This window comes from Streptomyces sp. SID5469 (genome assembly GCF_009862865.1).
GTDB lineage: Bacteria > Actinomycetota > Actinomycetes > Streptomycetales > Streptomycetaceae > Streptomyces > Streptomyces avermitilis.
The window spans coordinates 5,487,789-5,505,619 of the sequence record NZ_WWIN01000001.1 but is presented as its reverse complement, the minus strand read 5'-3'; the positions used below and the strand labels follow the sequence as shown (position 1 = coordinate 5,505,619).

Below are 17,831 nucleotides of genomic sequence, written 5' to 3'. Positions count from 1 at the left end.
CTCATGCTCCCTTTGCGTTCTCTGTACCGTCGCCCTCGACCGCGTCCGTGCCCTTGGGGATCGGCACGCGGTACACGCCGGTGATCTTGTCCTGGACGTCCCAGGTGCTGAACGAGACGGTCTTGCCCGGCCGCGGCGCGTGGATGATCTTGTGGCCCTTGGCGTCCCAGACCAGGCCCACGTGTCCGGACGTGCCGTCGGCCTCCGGCCGGAAGAAGATCACGTCACCGGGCTGGGCCTCGGACAGCGACACCTTGTGCGCGCGGAGATAGGGCTCCTGCGTACCGGTCGTCGTCCCGATGTCGATCTTCCCGTCGCTGGCCATGTAGTAGGCCCACTGCGTGAAGCTGGAACAGTCGAAGCTGGTCGGGTTCTGGCCCTGGAGACGCTGCGCGCCGTACACGTACGGGACGCCGATGCCGCGCTGCGCCCAGCCGAGGACCGCCCGGATCACCGGGTCGTCGGCGTCCGGGATGACGCCGGAGGCGCCCGCGCCGTCCGGGGCGACGGCGGCGCTGCCGTTCTCCTCGGCGCAGTCGGCGTACTGGGCGTCCTTGCCCTTGTCGCCGGAGCCGGGCACGGTGCCGTAGTCCGGGCTGGCCGTGACCTTGCCCTTCATCCAGGCCGCGGGGTCCACCATGCCGGGGCCCTGGTCCTGGCCCGCGACGAACGGATTGTCCACACCCGGCAGCCGGACCTCCCAGTGCAGGTGCGGGCCGGTGACGTTGCCGGTCGCGCCGACCGTGCCGATCTGGTCGCCGCGCTTGACCTGCTGGCCCACCGACACCTTGATGGTGGTCTGGTGGGCGTAGAGCGTGATGACGCCGTCCGCGTGCTGGATCTCGGTCTCGTTGCCGTACGCGCCGCCGGGGCCCGCGTGGACGACCTTGCCGTCGGCCGGGGCGTAGATCGGGGTGCCCGTGGAAGCCACGAGGTCCAGGCCCGTGTGGTAGCCGGTGCTCCACATGGTGCCGTTCTCGTGGTAGCGGGTGCCGAGCTGGTACGTGCCCTCCTTCAGCGGCCACTGCCAGTCCTTGCCGCCGTCGGTGTGCTTCCTGGCGGCGAGGAGTCCGGTGGCGGGACCGGCGAGCGTGGCCGTGCTCGCCGTGTAGGCGGCCGGTGCCATCGCCGTGGTCACGCCGCTGTCGTCGCCGCCGTCCAGCGCCGGAGTCGACCACGAGCGCGGCGACGCGGCCGCGATGCTGAGCGCGGAGCCGGGCTGGGCGTCGTTGCCCACCGGCTCGGGGATGTCCGACTGCTTCCCGAGGGTGGGGAAGCCGGGGTTCTTGTCGATGGTCTTCTTCAGATGCGCGTACCAGCGCTTGATCAGGTCCTCGTCGCCGGTGAGCACACCGCGGTAGCGGGCGGCCTGGGTGAGCACGACGCGCGGGTAGATCGTGTTGGAGGCCGTGGAGCCGGAGTAGACCTGGAGCGCCTTCCAGGGTTTGGTCTCGGCGTGCTGGGCGTGCAGGAAGTTGGCGGCGGCCCAGGCGGCGTCGTCGATGTTGTAGAGGTCCTTGGTGCCGTCGGCATTGCCGTCGGCGCCGTAGTCGTGCCAGGCGGGCGGGCCGAACTGGAGGATGCCCATGTAGCCGAGGGAGTTCTTGCCGCCGGGCGCCGCGGACTTGTCCTGCCCGTACTTGGTCTCCTGGTACATCTGCCCGACGATGAGCGTCCAGTCGAGGCCCTTGTAGCGGGCGGCGCCGCGCATCGCCGCGAGGATCATCCTCGGGGGTATCTCGTTGCGGGCGGTCTCGCTCGGCATGTAGACCTTGCCGGCCGGCATGATCGGGTTCGTCGCGGCGGCGTCGCCCGTGTTGCCCGCTTCGGCGTTGTCGGCGTAGTCACCGCAGGCGGCGGCGACGGCGCCGTTGCCCACACCGCCCACCATGCTGCCGATGAGCAGCAGGACGAGGAAGACGGCCGCCCCGGCGGCCAGGCCTCCGCCGCTGCCGAGGATCAGCCACAGCTTGAGGCCGTTCTTCTTCTTGCCGTCGTCGCCGCCCTTTCCGCCACCGGGACCGGCGGCGGCACGGCCTGCCTGCTTGGCCTTCTTGGCGACCTTCGCGGCCTTGGAAGCGGCCGCGAGTACAGCGGGTGCCACCATCTCGGACTCAGCCCCCGGACTCGTCGGAGGCGCCCACGTCTCCGAGGCCGAAGATGTCGAACCCCGACACGGCCCACTGGCCGTCGCCGCTCTCCTTGACGCTCACCAGCCACCGGTTGGACTCGGTGGACTGCTTGCCGTCGGCCTCGCGGGCCGACGTCACCTTCACCACGCTGGAGATCGTCCGGCCGCTGCCGCGCACCACGTCGTCCGAGATCACCGCGTCGCGCACGACGACGGCCGCGCCCTTCGACGAGCACCTCGCGGCCCGGCAGAGCGCCCACTCCTTGCCGGTCGGCAGCGTGGTCGCCTGCTTCATCTGCGTGTCGTCGGTGGTCAGCCGGAGCAGCGGGGCGCTCCAGGCCGGGGCCTTGCTCGTGTGGTCGTACGTGCTCAGGCCGGCCATGTACCTCGCCATGACGGTGTGCGCCTTGGCCACCTCGGACAGCGCGACGATCGGGGTGGGTGCGCCGCCGGCCGGCTCGTCGGCGTTCGCGTCGTCCTGACCGCCCGGCCCCGGCTCCGATCCCGCGTCCGACTGCCCGGAAGGGCCGGCCGGCGCCGCCTCGTCCGCGCCGCCGCCGTCGTCCCCGTCGAACACGGTGAACACGGTGAGCACGGCGACCAGGAGAATGCCGAGCACCGCCAGGGCCAGCAGCCCGGCACGCTTGTTCTCCGCAGGCAACTCCATGTTCCCGTGCCTCCCTTGTGCTGAGCCGGTCCGGCGGTACGGGTGAGGTGACCGGGACACGGTAGGGGGGAGCCGCGGTGGAGGGGCCCGGGGATTCCCGGCGGGAAAACGGGGCGGGACGCCACCGGGAAAGAGAGGAAGGGAGGAGGAGATGAAAAGAGGGTCCGGGACAGCTTGTGCAGGCCTTCTCCTGGCCTGCTCCCTCTCCCGGTCCCGGTCAGGCCGGGCGCTCGTCCACCGGCAGCGGGTCGAACGGGTACGCCGTGTGTCCGTCCCGTGGTGAACAGGCGGCGAACGGGCCCAGATCCGGGTCCATGAGGACACGCAGGTGCGGGTCGGCGTGGTGGAGCCACCAGGTGGACATGCCGAGCGCCGGGTCGTGACGCAGATGTTCCCAGGCCAGCCAGAGCGCGGAGAGCCGGGCACCGGCCTCCGGGTGCTCCCACCACTTCGGGCACCAGGTGGCACTGGAACCGTTGATGCGGCGGCGCACCGTCGGGGAGAGGTAGTCGGAGACGAAGAGGTAGACGTCGGCGAAGTAGAACTCCGGCTCGGCCGCGTCCTGTTGTGTCTCGCTGCTGGTCCGGGGGGTGGTCATCGCTCGATTCCTGTGGGCTGGTGGGCCGGGACGGCGGCCGGGGGCGGCACGGAGAGGGCCGCGGCCGGGTTCATGACGCCGTGGCCGGTGGGGCCGCGGGGGGCGGCGGGGCGGGCGACGAGACGTACGTCCACGCCGGGCAGGAACTCGCTCGCCGTCGCACGCTGCCGCGTCGGGGGCTTCGGGTGCAACTGCTCGTAGGTGTCGGCCAGCCCCAGCCGCCACATCGCGGCCTCGTGGTCCTCGCGCAGCCGCTCCGGTACGTCGACGCCGCCCAGCTTCCGCGCGAAGTCCTTCGGGGACCCGGCCGGGTCGAAGTCGTCCATCCGCACCTGGGCCCGTACGGCGTCGTCCGCGATCAATCCGTCGATCTCCGGGGGGAGATGCTCATGCCGGGGCGAGGGCAGCGGGAACTTGATGTTCTCCTTGCCCACGTTCGTGTGCGCGAGGAGCCGGGGCAGTTCGTCCTTGCCGAGGACGGACGCGGCACCGATGTCGGCGGCGAACGCGACGACCGGGCCTTCGGCGGCCTCGGCGTAGCGCTGGGAGACGGTGCTCCAGACTTCGGGGGCGAGGGCCGTCACCGCGGCTTCGTCCAGCTCGAAGTCGTCCACCAGGGCACGTTGCACCTCGGTGTTCCAGAGGTGGTACGAGTCCAGCTGCCGGCCGGCCGGACTGTCCTCCAGCACCTGCATGCCACGTGAACTCCCGCACGCCTGCGCGAGATAGCGATGTCCCACCTCACGCGGTGCGCCCTCGGGCTGCGACTTCCATGACCAGAACGCCCGTACCTCGCCCCGGTCCGGATGCGTGACGGAGCCGTTTCCGGCGACATCCCGGACGAAGGAGAACAGGTCCGGAAACTCCCGCCCTTGCTCGTGCGCCACCCGCCAGTCCGCGTACATCCGACCGACGGCCACCCGTGCCTCGTCACGATCGCGCGGCGCCGCGGCCTCGTACGCGTCCTGCAGAGCCAACGCCCGCTCTATCTCGTCCCTGGCAGGCGGGGATCCCAGGCTCACCGGCGGCTCCGGAAGCCGACGGGCCTGTGCACGGCCATCCTGATCGTGGACCCGCCCGGCATGTCCGGGGTCCAGGTCGGGAAGGAAACCGACTGATTCAGGACGAAGAGCGCCTCTACCGGGGCCTCACCCAGCGGACCCCAGAAGGCCAGCTGGTACGGACTGCGGTGCTTCAGCCGGGACTCCCGGCCCTCCCAGACACCCGCGTGGTCCTCCGGCTCGGGGAAGTCCGGGGCGTCCCACGGACCGGCCCAGACGGGCGCCCCCAGCGCGCCGGTCGCCGCCTCCAGGTACGTCGGCCACCTCTCCGCCGCAGCGGTCAGAACCGTACCGTTCTCCGCCGGAGCGGAAGCCTTCACGTGCCAGCAGGCACTGAGGGACACACTGGTGACCGGGCTTCCCCAGATGCCACCGGAATCGAAGGTCAACTCGCCCCCGTTGCCGGTGCGCACCACCAGCTGCCGGTCGGAGGTCAGCGGCTCCCAGCCGTACCTCCCGCACCAGCGCTCCAAGGCGATGCCGCTCTGCGGCGGTCCCGCCCACAGAGCGGCCCAGTCCGCGTCCCGCAGCACCGCCAGCTCGACCGCCAGGTCCTGCGCGGTACGGCCCGTCGTCTCCGTCAGCATCGCTTCCCTCTCGATCAGCTGATCAGCAGCTCACGTCAGGAAGATACCGAGCAGCAACAGCCCCACGACCACCGCGCCCATCACGATCCGCGCCGTCGGATCCTCGCGTTCCCACAGGTCATGGACGACCGCCCACCCCGTCATCCGCGCGGCCCGGCCCCCCTGGAGCCGGGCACCGCCGCCCTGCTGTTCCTCGTCCTCCTCGCCCGCGCCCGCCACCGGCTCCGCTTCCTCGCCGAAGCCCACCGGCAGGCCCTGCTGCTCCTGGGCCACCACGACGAGCGCCTCGAGGAGTTCGGGCATGGTGTGCGGCGTGAGGGGATACGCGAACGTGCCGTACGGGGTCTCCACGCACAGCCGGGACTGCCAGGGGTTGCCGGGCTCGTAGCCGTCGACCCAGGCGCGGTCGGTCTGGAAGACCTGCGGGGCCAGTACGGCGGGGGCCTGCTGGATCTCGGGTGCCTGCCGGGATGTGTCCCAGTCACGCGGGTCGGGCTCGTGCGGCTGCCCGTTGTGCTCGCTCAACTCTCGTCCTTCGCCGGATCCGTGGGCCCATGGGGTGCTGCGGGGGTACGTCGGGCGGGACGTGCCCCGCGCATTGTGGGCCGAGTGCGCCCGGGCCGGGGCGCGGGGACGGGCCCGCTTTCCCGGCCCGGGGTCCTTCCGTTTCCCAGCGCTTTCCTCCCGGCCCGGCGGCCGGGAATCGCCCGTACTCCCGGCGGGGAAAGGACAACCGGTCCCGTCACCTGTCTTTGTCACACTGCCTGCGCACCTGGCCGGGCCAGGGCCCGTCATGCAGCGCGGTCGTAGGCGCGGCGGCGGACGGGGAACCGACTCGCTGGAGTAACCGACTCGATGACAGACCACAACGGCCCTGCTGGCGCGGTCGGCGGAGACCAGCCTTCCGGGCAGCCCGGGTCCTTCGGTCCTCCCCAGCAGCCCCAACAGCCCCAGCAGCCGCACCAGCAGGTCTGGCAGGCACAGGGGCAGCAGGTGCACGGGCAGCAGGCCCAGGCGCAGTCGCCGGTGGCCCAGCAGCCCTCCTACCCCCAGCCGCAGCCTCAGCACCTGTCCCCCGACGCGGCGCGCGCGCAGGTCGCCGCCGCCTGGGTCCGTCGCGCGCCGGGCCAGGCCGCCGTACCGAGCCTGCCGCCGCGTGAGACCCGCCCGCCGAGTGACTCCAAGAAGGAGAAGCGCAAACGGGAGCGGGCCGCGCGCAAGGCCGCGTACGAGCAGAAGAAGGCGGAGAAGGAGCAGCGCAAGAGGGGCGGGGCGGTCACCGGTTCCCCCACGGCCCCCGCCCACACCGCCGCTCCGGCCACCCCGGCCGTCGCGGCGGCCGCCCCTCACCACGCCGTCACCCCGGCCCCGGCCCCGGCCGGCCACCGCTCCCACTACCACCATCCCGTCCACCGCCACCGCCCCCGCCCCCGCCCACACGGTCGACGCGGGAACCACCACGACCGGCTCCGCGGCCACCACGACCCGGGCGGGCGCCACCCCCGCCGGCGCACGCCCCACCCCGGCTTCCGCGAAGCCCGCCCGCGACTTCGACGTCCCCAGGCCCGGCGGCCGTATCCCCGCCGGCGGCCGTCGTACGCACGTGGCCCTCCGCGCGACCCTGCTGATCACCACCTGTCTCTTCGCACTCGGCTCGTGCGGCGTGATGGGTCTGGTCGTCGGGAGGTCCTCGGGCGCCGGAACCGCCGGCCTCGACGCCGCGGACGCCGCCCGCTACCGGCTGACCGAGTTCCCGACGCAGCAGGCGGCGACGTTCGCGGAGCAGTACGCGATGCTCTGCCTGACGTACTCGCCGGACGGCGCGTCCAAGCGGCGGGACAGTCTCGCCCGGTACGCGTCCTCGGGCGTCGACCCCGAGTGCGGCTGGAGCGGTGAGGGGACCAGCAAGGCCGTCTCGGCCGTCTGGGACGGCACCTCCGAGAAGCTCGCCGAATACGGTGATCACGGCCGCTACCTGGGCATCCAGGTCCGTACGGACGAGGGCGACCTCACCACGCTGACCGTTCCCGTCTACGTCAAGGACCTCGCGTCCGGCGAGGGCATGCGCGTCGCCGGCGACATCGGCGAGATGCCGATGCCGGGGCGGGCGAACGTCCCGGAACTCGACAAGGACGACGAGGTGGTGGACACCTCCCTGTCGCAGCAGCTCCAGGAGAAGGTGCTGCCGGGCTATTTCGAGGCCTGGGGCGCGTCGGACTCGACCGCCATGGCCCGCTTCACCGCACCCGGCGCCACGCTCTCCGCGACCGCCGGCCTCGCCGGACGGCTGACCGGACCGAAGGTCGGCACGGCGGAGGCACTGGTCCCCGCGAACGTCCAGGACACCAAGCCCTACGCCTACCGGGCCGGTCAGTCCGTGCAGGTGCGAGTGGTCGTCGACTGGAGCGAGGGAGAGAGCCGGATCGTGCGCCGCGCGTACCGGATGACCGTGGTGAACACCGCACAGGGCTGGTTCATCAAGGACATCCGCGGCGGGGTGCTCGACGCGCAGGGCGGCCGGGCCGACTCGGACGAGGACAACCAGCCCGCCGAGGAGGACCCCGGTACGGGGGCCACCGACTCCGCCTCCCCGTCCGCCTCAGCCTCACCCTCAGCCTCCACGCAGTCGTCGAAGGGCAAGCGGCCGGGCAAGCCCTGAGCCCGAGCGGCACTTCGGACCGCATCCCAGCACCATCACCAGAGCACGCTGAAAGCCACATCGAGAGGAACCACCATGTACCTGGCCGCCGACGAACTGGGCGAGATGTTCGGAAGGATCGAGGACATCCTCCGCAACGCGGGCACGATGGTCGCCGTCATCGCCCTCCTCATCCTTGGCATCCGGATGCTCATGTCGATGAAGCGCGGCGACGGTATGCGCGAGGCCTTCCAGGGCTTCGGCATGATCGCGCTCGCCGCCCTGATCATCGGCGGCGCCACGGGCCTCGCCGGCCTCCTCATCAGCCTCGGAGGCGAGATCGGCGGCGGCAACGGCAGCTGATCTCCCGCCACTCACCGTAAGCAGAAGAGGGAGGCACCGCGTTGACGCAGGAGGCGCCCGAGCCGCTGGTCGCGTACGACCACACCGATCTGATGAACCGCCCGAAGCGGATCTGGAACTGGGGCAACATCCCGCTTCCGGGCCTGCTGCTGCCCGCGCTGGGCGCGGCGTTCGGTTTCGGGCTGCTCTGGCTCGTCACGCTGTTCACGCTGTCCACGTTCCTCCCCTTCCTCGGGATGTCGATGTGGACGTCGGTCCTCTACTTCGGGCCGCCGTTCGCCGTGTACTTCATCTGGGGCCGCCCGCTGCCCTCCGCCCTGACTCTCAGTCAGCAGCTGGTGGTGTGGGGCGACTACTGGTTCCAGCCGAAGCGGCTGCAAGGGCTCTCCGCCGACCAGGAACCGGAGGAACTGCACTGGCAGGTCATCCTCTGGACCCCCGGTTCCCACCGCTGGCAGACGCGGTACGACACCGCGCGGCAGGCGGCAGCCCAGCACGGTTCCCCGTTCACCGCCCAGGACCCCGCCGCCCAGGACTGAACCGTCCCACCGCTCTCCCACTCCCCATCAACTACCGCAGGGTGACTTCTCCATGTTCATGATGATCCTTCTGGGCGCGGCGGTCGCCTTCTTCGTGGTCGCCATGATCATGGCCGCCGGCTCCGGGAAGAAGGGGCAGGGCCAGAGCCAGGGCCGGTCCCAGAACCGGAGCCGCTCGTCGAGCGGCAACGGCCAGTCCGCCCGCCGCGAGGACCTCCGCCTGCCCTACCGCTACGCCGACGACCTGCTGTTCGTGCACGGCGACTCGGTGTGGACCGGCCTGGTGCTGCCCACCGCCATCGACGAGTACCTGAACGCCTCCGAGCTCCAGGCGATGGCCGAGGGCCCGGCCCGAGGTCTGCTCAACCTCGCCCGCGGCGACCGCAACGTCGAGTGCCACTACCGCAAGCTCTACCAGCCCATCACCGCCCTGACCTGGGCGGAGGACCTGAACGCCGTCGCCTGGGACCCCACCGACAACTACAAGGCGTACAACCTCCGCAAGGCCGACTACCAGGAGCGCATCGGCGCCAAGCGGGAGCGCAACATCCTGCTGGTGAAGCTGGGTTCGATCAAGCGCAACGGCGGTACGGGCGTCCTCGCCGACGGCGCCGAGCCGTTCGACGAGCCCGGGCTGCTGTCGGGGGCGCGCGGCGCCGCCGACCAGGCGGTCTCCACCGCCACCGGGGTCGCCGACGAGTACCTGTCCCCCTCCGTCCTCGCCGAGTGGACGCAGGTCGCGATCGAGGTCCACGAGAGCCTGGAGGGCCTCAAGGGCACCCCGCTCACCCGTGAGGAACTGGTCTGGCTGATCCGCAAGCCGCTCCACGGCGACCTGCCCGTGCCGCCCGAGCCGGTGCTCGGCTCGCGCGCGTGGGGGCCCGACCAGTTCGACCTGGTCGTCGACTTCTCCGGCGAGAACCGCAAGACGCACATCGTGCTGCACCAGTACGACGAGGTCACCGGCGAGCAGCAGACCAGCTACACCACCACCCTGGTCGCCGCCAACTGGCCCGCCGAGACCCGCTTCCGCCAGTCGACGGCGTGGGCGCGCTACGCCGCCCAGCACGTGGACTTCCCGGTCGAGATCGACATGCGGTTCACGCTCATCCCGTACCTGAGGTTCAAGGACCGCGCCGACAAGATCCGCGGCAACCTCGTCGACGAGATGAACGACATGGCCAACTCCGGCCGCACCCCGGACACCAAGCTGGCCGGTCAGGTCACCCGCGCCCAGGAGCTCGTCGACGACATCGACGAGCACAAGATGCCGGGCATGGAGGCGCAGATCCGCTTCACCGTCTCCGCCCCTGACCTGAAGGAGCTGGAGCGCCGGCGCCGCGTCCTGGAGATGCAGTTCAAGCAGGACCTGAAGGTCACGCTGCTGCGTCCGACCCGCCAGCAGTGGCGGCTGCTGCAGTCCCAGCTCCCCGGCGACGCGCCGAAGCTGCCCGTCGCGCCCTACCTCCGGCTCCAGGAGGTCGAGCAGCTGGGCGCCGGACTCCCCACCGCCGGCACGGAGTTGGGCGACAACCCGGAGCACCGCTCCGGCAAGCGTCTCGGCTGGGTCGGCAACCTGGTCGGCTGGGCGGGCAAGATGCCGGTGCACTACTCGCTGCACGTGGGCCCGGCCCGCAACGACGGTGGTGGCCTGGCGATCGTGGGCGCGTCGGGCGGTGGCAAGTCGTCCCTGGCCCTGCAGAAGTTCTACGAAGAGTCGGAGTCGGGCGTCCGCTGCCTGGTCATCGACCCCAAGACCGACTTCGCCCAGATGTGCTACTACCTGGCGTTCGGCGCCCAGGTCAACGACCCGTCGTTCGCGTCGGACGCCGAGCAGGGCCTGCTCGGCACCGAGCACAGCCGGTTCCACCCGGTGAACCCCGACTTCTGGGCGGAGACGGAGGTCGTCGACCTTCTCAAGGGCCAGGCGGGCGTCCTGGACCCGTGGGTGATCGCCCGGGACGTCCCCTCGGGCCGTCTCCTCGCGGAGTCGATGCTGCGCGGCTTCCTCGGCGACGAGGACTACCAGCGCGTACGCCTGCCCGTCATCGAGGGCATGGCCACGGTCATCGGCCGCTACAACTCCGCGATCCGCCAGGCCGTCGACCAGGGCCTGACCGCGCGGGAGGCCGAACAGAGCGTGGCACGGCCGACGTTGTGGCAGGTCGTCGACGAGGTGGTGGCCGCGTACGACCACGCCGTGGCGACCGGCGACCGCGAGGCCATGAAGGACCTCAAGCTCGCGCAGATGCTCCTCACCGAGCTGCGCACCCTCCCCTACGCACGGCTCTCCTTCGCCGAGCACCCGCAACCGCTGTCCAGCATGCGCAAGCGGCGTACGGTCATCACGCTCCGCGGCTTCCAGTCCCCGGCGTCCTCGGACCCGCGGCACTGGAACCCGGCGGAACGCCTGGCCGCGACCGCGCTGATGGCGGTCGTGGAACTCGGCAGCCAGATGCTGGACGTCGGCTACGAGAAGAACCCGGTCACGGGTGAGGTCGGCCTGCGCCCCAAGGCGCTCTTCGTGGACGAGGCGTACGTCGTCACCGCGACCGAGTCCGGGCGCGACCTGATGCGCCGTGCCCTGAAGCAGGGCCGCTCCTATCTGGCCGTGACCGTACTGATCACCCAGCAGGCCATCGACCTGGTCCAGATCGAGGACTCCGAGGCCCGCTCCGGCGGCGCCAACCAGATCCACACGGTCTTCGCCTTCAAGCAGAAGTCCGCCCAGGAGGCCTCCCTGGTGGCCCCGCTGCTCGGCCGCCCCGAGGACGACCCGAAGGTCATCGCGGCCCTCCAGGAGCTGCGCACCGGTGTCTGTCTCCAGCGCGACGCGGACAAGCGCGTCGGCACGGTCGCCGTCGACCTGGTCTTCCAGGAGATCCTCGCGGCCACGGACACCAACGGCACGACGCGTCCGGCCCGGCAGGGCGTCAATCCGCCGCTGAGCGTGTGGGAGTGGACGTTCCTCCAGGAGGTGCAGGAGGACCCGGCCCGGGCCTCGTCGCAGAGCACCGCGCAGACCACCGCCGTATGACCCTCACTCGACCCGAAGCAGGAGGCCGCACCCGCATGCGCCCCACCCCGTCCCTGGTCACCGCGGCCGTTTCCCTGGTCCTGCTCTCGACGCTGAGCGCGTGCGGGCCGGATTCCGGGGACGACGCGAAGGCCCTGCCCAGCGCCAAGACGCTGAAGGAGGCGCAGGAGTTCATCGCCAAGGCCGGACTTCCCTGCACCAGCATGACCACGGACGAGGGTGCGCACGGGACACCGGCGGAGGGGTTCCTCGGCACCACCGACGACTACGACAGCCCACAGGAGAAGCGCGAAGCGGCCGCCTGGAAGATCGGCGAGGCCGGCTTCTGCGGTGACACCCGGGCGAAGGCCGGGGGCTGGATCGTCTACCTGCCCAAGGACATGAAGGCGTTCCAGCAGAACTACCGCAAGACCGCGCTGGCAGCCGACAAGGAGTACGGCGACAAGTACAGCGACCTGCGCACGGGCCGCTTCCTCATCGGCGCGGACTTCGTGGTCAACCCCACCAACTCCCTTCGGACCAGCGGACTCCTCGAAACGGGACTGCTGATCGAGAACTGCGACCCCGATCTGAAGGTGCCCACCGGATACCGCAAGCAGGACGCGTCCGCCGCGGGCTGCGTGCTGACCGACTACGTCCCCTCCTGAGGAGAGACCCATGCGACTTCAGCGAGCAGTCGTCGGCAGCGCCGCTCTGGTGGTCCTGAGCCTCCTGGCCGGCTGCGGCAGCGACGACCCGATGGACGACCTCGGGCTGCCCTCGGCCGGGGACATGGCGTCGATCGCGTACTACCTCAACAAGCACACCTCGTGCCTCGACCTGACCGCGGAAGCGGACGCGACGGACTACCTGGTCGAGGAGGCCGGAGACCCCGCCTGGGGAATCAAGGAGCGGGCCTCCTGCGAGGGCGAGGACGGCGGGAACATCACGCTGTTCACCCTCAAGGACATGAAGAAGTTCCAGACCGCCGTCAAGAAGGACGACGACCGACCCGCGTTCGCGGTCGGCAGGGACTTCGCGGTGGTTCCGGAGAACGACACCACGGTCCAGCAGCTGAGTTCGTCCGAAATGATGTTCCTGACCTGTGACCCGGACTTCACCGTGCCGAGCGGCTACAAGAAGGTCTCCGGACTCGTCGACGGCTGCGTGCTGAGCGATTACTTCCCGACCGACTGACGCCGCCCGCAGCCCCTCCTCTCGCCCAAAAGGAATCAAGATGCCCCCGCGCAATGCACTGCGCCGCAGGATCGGCAGGTTCGGCGCCGCAGTCCGTGCCGGCCTGTTCGTGGTGCTGGCCCTGGTGGCCCTCACACTGGCCGTACCGACCTCGGCGTACGCGGATTTCTCCTGCAACTTCACCGGTGACGAGAGCTATCAGATGGACTCGCCGGGCAGTAACGGTGAGTCCATCATTCCCGCGGTCGCGCAGTGGCAGGGAGAGAGCGCCCAGAACCTGAGCGAAGACACGGGAATGGTCACCGGCGCCGTCAAGATGCCGATCGACAAGGCCTCGAACTACACCCTGTACGAGCTGAACGGCATGCGGGGCCTGAACTGGTCCATGACCTTCAAGGGCAAGGGCAACGCCTCCCAGGACAACGGCACGTGGGGAAGCGGCGCCGACTCCTGCCAGGTCATGGCCTATGTCAACAACGGCATCGCGGACACCATTCTCAACGGCACCAAGGTTCTCACCCGGTTCTCCATCTCCATCAAGGAAATGGCCTCCAACCCGAGCCCGTTCTCCGGCCTCTACTCGGGCCGCGACAACGTCGTGACCACGCTGCGCGAGAACGTGCTCAAGCCCGCCGTCGCGGTCATGATTCTGCTGGTCGGACTCTGGGTCTTCACCAAGTGGCGCAAGGGAGACATGCGCGAGGTGTGGTCGGGAATCTCCTGGACCGCCCTCACCGTCATCGCCGTCACCGCGTTCCTGACCGGAAACAACTACCACCAGGTCGTCGAAAGCGCGGACAACTACATCGCCCAGGCCAATTCCGCGTTCACCGCGACCGTGCTCGCCGGCGCTTCGGGCGAGATGCAGAGCCCGTGCGATCTGCCGAAGGGCGGCAAGGACGACGACGGAAGACGAGGTCTTCGCCTGTCGAGCTGCGCCATGTACGACACGCTCGTCTTCCGGCCGTGGGCCCTCGGGCAGTTCGGCGACGTGGGCAAGACCTGCATCTTCAAGAACAAGAGCGGGCGCATATCGGCGGACGGCGTCTGCGCCCCGCAGAGCGCCGGCACGTCCTGCTACTGGGGCAAGGGCGCGCGCTGCGAGGACCTGCGGGTGCGCCAGGCCGCGGCCCAGTCCTGGACCAACGTCGACGACCAGCGCGACCACGTCGACAAGTTCAAGGAGTGGCAGGAGATCCGCAAGGACATCGCCGTCGGCGAGAAGGCACCCGACAAGAGCATCTACCCCGTCGCGTTCAACGACTGGGCCGGCAAGAACTCCAGCAACCGGGTGGGCATCGCCTTCTACTCCGTCGTGGCGGCCTTCATCGTCGGTGTGATGGTCCTCGTGCTCAGCGCCCTCACCCTGCTCTGGCACGCGGTCACCCTGATCCTGGTCATGCTGCTGCCGCTGGTCGCCACGCTCGGCATCCATCCCTCCCAGCAGAAACTGCTGAAGAGCTGGCTGGAGACCTTCATCCACAGCTTCGTCCTGCGCGCGGGCTTCGGGGTCATCCTCACCGTGCTGCTCGTCCTGTACCAGATGATCCTGCCCGCCAGGGTGGCCCTCGGTACGCAGTTGCTGATGCTGCTCCTGGTCACCGTCGCCGTCGTCATGATGCTGAAGAAGCTCCTCGCCGGGAACTTCACCCCGCAGGTCGCGGGCGGCGAGGACGCGCTGGGCATCCGCGAAGGAGCCGACGCGACCTTCAACAAGGCGGCCGTCATGGCCCCGGGCCTGGCTGTGGCCGGTGCCAGGACCACCGGACGCGTGGCGGGTAACGCCGCCAAGGGCACCGGCCGCGCGGCCGGCAGCACGGTGCGCGGTACGGCCTGGGCAGTGGACAAGTTCGCCAACAAGGGCCGGGGCCGAGCCGCCCTGCAGAAGCGGGGCTGGCTCGGCCAGTCGAAGCGCGAGCAGCGGCAGACCGCCCACCAGGCGGCGGAGACGGCACGCAGGTCGTACGAGAGCGACGGGCCGTCGGCGAAGGAGCAGCCGTCGGCGTCCGCGCCCGAGCCGGCCCCCAGGCGCGGCCGCCGGGTCAGCGGCTCCAGCGGGCAGCAGCCGGCTCCGCAGTCGTCGGCACCGGCCGAGCAGCGCCCCGCGGCTCCTCAGCCGCAGCCGGCGGCACCACGCCCGATGCCGTCCGCACCCGCACCCGCACCCGCACCCCAGCCCCGCCCGACCATGCCCAGCCCCCGGACCGCCGCCCCCAAGCCCCCCGTCACGCCCAAGCAGTCCCCGGCCCCGGCCCCGGCCCCGGCCCCGGCCTCGCCGCGGGACCCCCGCGGCCCGAGCGGCCGTGTCTAGTGCCGCGGCAGGCAACGTTTGCCCGTCAAGGAGCGGCGTCCGGTGCGTGCTCTCGGCGTGCCGGCCGAAGGCCCTCGTACTGGACGCACTTGGGCTTTCGGCCGGTGCGGCGAGAGTGCGTGCCGGGCGTCGCGACGGGGCGAACGTTGCCTGTTGCGGCACTAGCCGCGCCCGCCACCCCGACCGTCCCCACCACCCCGAGGAGCAACCCCGATGCCGGCCCTGACCACCGACCGCACCCCCGATCAACTGGTCGCGGAGCTGGAGCAGCTCGTCGGGGTCGACTGGCCCACGGTGTGGCGGGGCGTCCCCCGGGACGCCGGCAAGCGGGCCCACTGGTGCGCGGGCTTCGGCTGGCGGCCCCTGTGGTTCGAGGCGGGCCTGCGGGTGCGCACACCCCTGGGCGGCCGGCTGTACCTGGCCGCCCAGGCACCGGAGCGCCCGGTGACCCGCGTCGAACACACGGTGTGGGCGGCGCGAGGGCGGCACGCGGGGGAGAACGGGGTGGTCGCGGAACTGGCGGAGGCCCACTGGGCGGCGTATGTGACCGCCCTGCGCGGCTTCATGGGCTGGCCCTCCTGGAACGGCACCTGGGACGCCCCGGACTTCCCCGAACTGCCCGGTTCGGCGGCATGGCCCAGTGCGGAGCGGCGCCGGCGGCAACGGGACCCGTACCGGCTCGCGGTGTGGCGTTTCCGTACGCCCGGAGCGCCCCTGATCGAACTGAGGACGACGCTCGACCAGGGCTCACAGGCCCGGCCGGCACCGGCCAATGCGAGGATCAGCCTCGCCTGCCACGACCCCGCTCACGCGGAGAGTCCCCGGCGGGAGCGGCTCGGATGACCCGGGGCCGGCAGGAGCACGAGGAAGGCGACATGGGATGACGACCCTGCGGATCGAGCGGACACCCGAGCAACTGGCCGAGGAGCTGAAGGGACTCGAGCACGTGGACTGGCCCGCGGTCTGGGCGGGTCCGCCGAGCCCTGGGCAGGCGCTGGACGACTGGTGCGCGCTGTTCGGCTGGCAGCCGACCTCGGCCGAGCGCGTGCTGAGCGTGCGCAGCTCCACGGGACAGAGCATCGAACTCTCCCCCGTGCGCAGCGGCGGATGGGCTCCCGTCAAGCAGCTCGGCTGGACGAGCTGGAATCTCTGGGCCGACGACCCGTCCGAGAACGACGAGGTCCTCGCGCGGGCGGCCGAGGTGTGGGCCGCGTACGAGGAAGCCGCGCGGACAGTGCTCGGCGAACCCACCTTCTCGGGAGCCTGGGACGCCCCGGACTTCCCCGAGCCGCCGCACGAGCGGCACTGGCTCATGCCCCGCGATCTCCGGCTGGAGGACATGGATCCCTACCGGTTGGCGATGTGGCCGGAGGACGGCCCTGAAGGACGCATCACCGTACTCACGGTCAACCCCGGCCTCGCTCCCGTCCCGGGAGAGAGCCGGGGAGTACTGATCGAGGTCAACTGCTACCCACCGGAGGCCCCATGAGCCAGGAGCCACTGCCGGTCGAGATCCTCGACGACGCTCGTGCCCGGCAGCGGGCCGGGGACGGCGAGCTGACACCGGCCCAGGTCAAGAAGATCGCCAGGCAACTGCGCGAAGGCATCGCCCAACTCCCGCCCGAACAGTACAAGGAGAAGCTCCGCGAGCGGCTGCGGGAGATCGCCTCGGAGCAGGACGTCGAGCTGCCCCACCCCGACACCAGGTCCGCCTTCTGGTCCTACAAGCTGGAGGAGCACCCGGACATCGGCGTGGGGGAAGATCTCTACAGCATGCACGTGGCCGCCGCGTATGCCGAGGCCGAGGAGTCCGTGCGCTACCTGGAGGGGACTCCGGGCGGAAAGGCCCTGGGCGAGCTGCATCTGTGGGACCCGGCGGTCCGTACGGCGCTGAAGCTGGACAAGGACAGCGGCAGGGAACTGGCCGGCGACGCCTGGTCCGCCCTCTCCCAGAAGTACGCCACGCGCACCGAGAACGAAGCCCTCTTCTTCATGGCCGAACTCAATCCCGGGACCGTCGCCTACCAGACAGAGGCGCCCCAGCTCCGCGAGGACGGCAAGCTGGACATCATCCGGTTCATGTACCCGCCGCCGTCGACGAAGCTCGAGGGGTTCCCTCCCGAGACGCAGGAGCTGCTCTCCCGCGACGCCGTACGCGCGCAGCTCCACACCTTCGCCTACGACGAGAAGGCCAACGAGCTGACCAAGGCCGGCTATCTCAACCTGGACGTCCTGCGCTCCCTGCCCACTCCGGAAGCCCAGCGTGCCGCCGTCCTCGAGCTCTGCGCGGGGGTGGCCCGCCTGGACGGACGCGAAGCCGACGTCGAGAAGCTCACCGAGGAAGTCCTGGCCTTGCGGGCGGAGCAGGAGGCGGCCGCGCCCGGCGTCGAGGAGCAAGAGCAGCAGCCGCAGAAGGAGCAGGCTCAGCAGGTGCCGCAGGCCCAGGAGGCGCGGCAGACCCAGGTGGCACAGGAAGCGCGGGAAGCACAGGAAGTGCAGGAAGTGCGGGAAGTGCGGGAGCCCCAGCCGACCCCCGCGGGCCACCCCACCCCCGCGCCCGCCACCGTGTCCGCCGCGGCAGCAACCCCCTTCATGCCCGGCGTCACCGTCACGCCCAAGCAGGTCGTCCCGGCAGGGCACGGCGTGCTGCGTCCCACGGAACCGGAGCAGGCACCCCCGGCCGCCGCCAAGGCGCACGACACAGACATGGGAATGTGAACCGC

16 protein-coding genes are annotated in these 17,831 nt (G+C 70.9%); 10 read left to right on the top strand and 6 right to left on the bottom strand.

From position 1 onward, the window contains the following. Nucleotide 1: 1 nt before the first annotated feature. The 6 genes from GTY58_RS23570 to GTY58_RS23545 form a co-directional block, all read right to left on the bottom strand. The gene (locus GTY58_RS23570) at nucleotides 2–2,107 is read right to left on the bottom strand and encodes a peptidoglycan DD-metalloendopeptidase family protein (RefSeq protein ID WP_010985932.1); all 2,106 of its coding nucleotides are present in this window, start codon (nucleotides 2,105–2,107) and stop codon (nucleotides 2–4) included. Nucleotides 2,108–2,114: 7 nt separating this feature from the next. After that, nucleotides 2,115–2,798 (bottom strand): hypothetical protein, encoded by a 684-nt coding sequence (locus tag GTY58_RS23565; protein ID WP_010985931.1) that lies wholly within the window; start codon nucleotides 2,796–2,798, stop codon nucleotides 2,115–2,117. Nucleotides 2,799–3,015: 217 nt separating this feature from the next. After that, nucleotides 3,016–3,396: a DUF4913 domain-containing protein gene (locus GTY58_RS23560; protein ID WP_010985930.1), complete on the bottom strand. Its 381-nt coding sequence runs from the start codon at nucleotides 3,394–3,396 to the stop codon at nucleotides 3,016–3,018. After that, nucleotides 3,393–4,418: a hypothetical protein gene (locus tag GTY58_RS23555; protein WP_010985929.1), complete on the bottom strand. Its 1,026-nt coding sequence runs from the start codon at nucleotides 4,416–4,418 to the stop codon at nucleotides 3,393–3,395. The genes GTY58_RS23560 and GTY58_RS23555 overlap by 4 nt, the downstream gene beginning before the upstream one ends. After that, nucleotides 4,415–5,044 (bottom strand): hypothetical protein, encoded by a 630-nt coding sequence (locus tag GTY58_RS23550; protein WP_010985928.1) that lies wholly within the window; start codon nucleotides 5,042–5,044, stop codon nucleotides 4,415–4,417. The genes GTY58_RS23555 and GTY58_RS23550 overlap by 4 nt, the downstream gene beginning before the upstream one ends. A gap of 30 nt (nucleotides 5,045–5,074) precedes the next feature. Further along, on the bottom strand, nucleotides 5,075–5,569 hold the full coding sequence (locus GTY58_RS23545) for a hypothetical protein (protein ID WP_037649094.1): 495 nt from the start codon (nucleotides 5,567–5,569) through the stop codon (nucleotides 5,075–5,077). A 1,078-nt stretch (nucleotides 5,570–6,647) separates the two neighbouring features. Here GTY58_RS23545 and GTY58_RS23540 point away from each other — a divergent pair. The 10 genes from GTY58_RS23540 to GTY58_RS23495 all read left to right on the top strand — a co-directional run bounded on the left by GTY58_RS23540 (nucleotide 6,648) and on the right by GTY58_RS23495 (nucleotide 17,826). Continuing rightward, a complete protein-coding gene (locus tag GTY58_RS23540) occupies nucleotides 6,648–7,703 on the top strand; it encodes a conjugal transfer protein (RefSeq protein ID WP_010985926.1) in 1,056 nt (351 codons plus the stop codon). A gap of 75 nt (nucleotides 7,704–7,778) precedes the next feature. Further along, nucleotides 7,779–8,045: a hypothetical protein gene (locus GTY58_RS23535; RefSeq protein ID WP_010985925.1), complete on the top strand. Its 267-nt coding sequence runs from the start codon at nucleotides 7,779–7,781 to the stop codon at nucleotides 8,043–8,045. 41 nt (nucleotides 8,046–8,086) lie between these two features. Beyond that, nucleotides 8,087–8,584, top strand: a complete 498-nt coding sequence (locus GTY58_RS23530; protein WP_010985924.1) for a hypothetical protein — start codon at nucleotides 8,087–8,089, stop codon at nucleotides 8,582–8,584. A 52-nt stretch (nucleotides 8,585–8,636) separates the two neighbouring features. After that, the gene (locus GTY58_RS23525) at nucleotides 8,637–11,621 is read left to right on the top strand and encodes an ATP-binding protein (RefSeq protein ID WP_010985923.1); all 2,985 of its coding nucleotides are present in this window, start codon (nucleotides 8,637–8,639) and stop codon (nucleotides 11,619–11,621) included. Between the two features lie 35 nt (nucleotides 11,622–11,656). Then, the gene (locus tag GTY58_RS23520; RefSeq protein WP_010985922.1) at nucleotides 11,657–12,268 is read left to right on the top strand and encodes a hypothetical protein; all 612 of its coding nucleotides are present in this window, start codon (nucleotides 11,657–11,659) and stop codon (nucleotides 12,266–12,268) included. Nucleotides 12,269–12,278: 10 nt separating this feature from the next. After that, the gene (locus GTY58_RS23515) at nucleotides 12,279–12,797 is read left to right on the top strand and encodes a hypothetical protein (protein ID WP_010985921.1); all 519 of its coding nucleotides are present in this window, start codon (nucleotides 12,279–12,281) and stop codon (nucleotides 12,795–12,797) included. Between the two features lie 40 nt (nucleotides 12,798–12,837). After that, nucleotides 12,838–15,108: a hypothetical protein gene (locus GTY58_RS23510; RefSeq protein ID WP_010985920.1), complete on the top strand. Its 2,271-nt coding sequence runs from the start codon at nucleotides 12,838–12,840 to the stop codon at nucleotides 15,106–15,108. Between the two features lie 213 nt (nucleotides 15,109–15,321). Further along, the gene (locus GTY58_RS23505; protein ID WP_010985919.1) at nucleotides 15,322–15,951 is read left to right on the top strand and encodes a hypothetical protein; all 630 of its coding nucleotides are present in this window, start codon (nucleotides 15,322–15,324) and stop codon (nucleotides 15,949–15,951) included. A gap of 37 nt (nucleotides 15,952–15,988) precedes the next feature. After that, nucleotides 15,989–16,597, top strand: a complete 609-nt coding sequence (locus tag GTY58_RS23500) for a hypothetical protein (RefSeq protein WP_037649092.1) — start codon at nucleotides 15,989–15,991, stop codon at nucleotides 16,595–16,597. After that, entirely contained in the window at nucleotides 16,594–17,826 is a 1,233-nt protein-coding gene (locus GTY58_RS23495; protein WP_010985917.1) for a hypothetical protein, read from the top strand. Before GTY58_RS23500 ends, GTY58_RS23495 begins: the two co-directional genes overlap by 4 nt. The last annotated feature ends 5 nt before the right edge of the window (nucleotides 17,827–17,831 follow it).

Excerpts from the sequence above, each read along its gene's own strand:
- GTY58_RS23570 (WP_010985932.1), bottom strand. The coding sequence starts at position 2,107 with ATGGTGGCACCCGCTGTACTCGCGGCCGCTTCCAAGGCCGCGAAGGTC.
- GTY58_RS23565 (WP_010985931.1), bottom strand. The coding sequence starts at position 2,798 with ATGGAGTTGCCTGCGGAGAACAAGCGTGCCGGGCTGCTGGCCCTGGCG.
- GTY58_RS23560 (WP_010985930.1), bottom strand. The coding sequence starts at position 3,396 with ATGACCACCCCCCGGACCAGCAGCGAGACACAACAGGACGCGGCCGAG.
- GTY58_RS23550 (WP_010985928.1), bottom strand. The coding sequence starts at position 5,044 with ATGCTGACGGAGACGACGGGCCGTACCGCGCAGGACCTGGCGGTCGAG.
- GTY58_RS23535 (WP_010985925.1), top strand. The coding sequence starts at position 7,779 with ATGTACCTGGCCGCCGACGAACTGGGCGAGATGTTCGGAAGGATCGAG.
- GTY58_RS23525 (WP_010985923.1), top strand. The coding sequence starts at position 8,637 with ATGTTCATGATGATCCTTCTGGGCGCGGCGGTCGCCTTCTTCGTGGTC.
- GTY58_RS23520 (WP_010985922.1), top strand. The coding sequence starts at position 11,657 with ATGCGCCCCACCCCGTCCCTGGTCACCGCGGCCGTTTCCCTGGTCCTG.
- GTY58_RS23515 (WP_010985921.1), top strand. The coding sequence starts at position 12,279 with ATGCGACTTCAGCGAGCAGTCGTCGGCAGCGCCGCTCTGGTGGTCCTG.
- GTY58_RS23510 (WP_010985920.1), top strand. The coding sequence starts at position 12,838 with ATGCCCCCGCGCAATGCACTGCGCCGCAGGATCGGCAGGTTCGGCGCC.
- GTY58_RS23505 (WP_010985919.1), top strand. The coding sequence starts at position 15,322 with ATGCCGGCCCTGACCACCGACCGCACCCCCGATCAACTGGTCGCGGAG.
- GTY58_RS23500 (WP_037649092.1), top strand. The coding sequence starts at position 15,989 with ATGACGACCCTGCGGATCGAGCGGACACCCGAGCAACTGGCCGAGGAG.
- GTY58_RS23495 (WP_010985917.1), top strand. The coding sequence starts at position 16,594 with ATGAGCCAGGAGCCACTGCCGGTCGAGATCCTCGACGACGCTCGTGCC.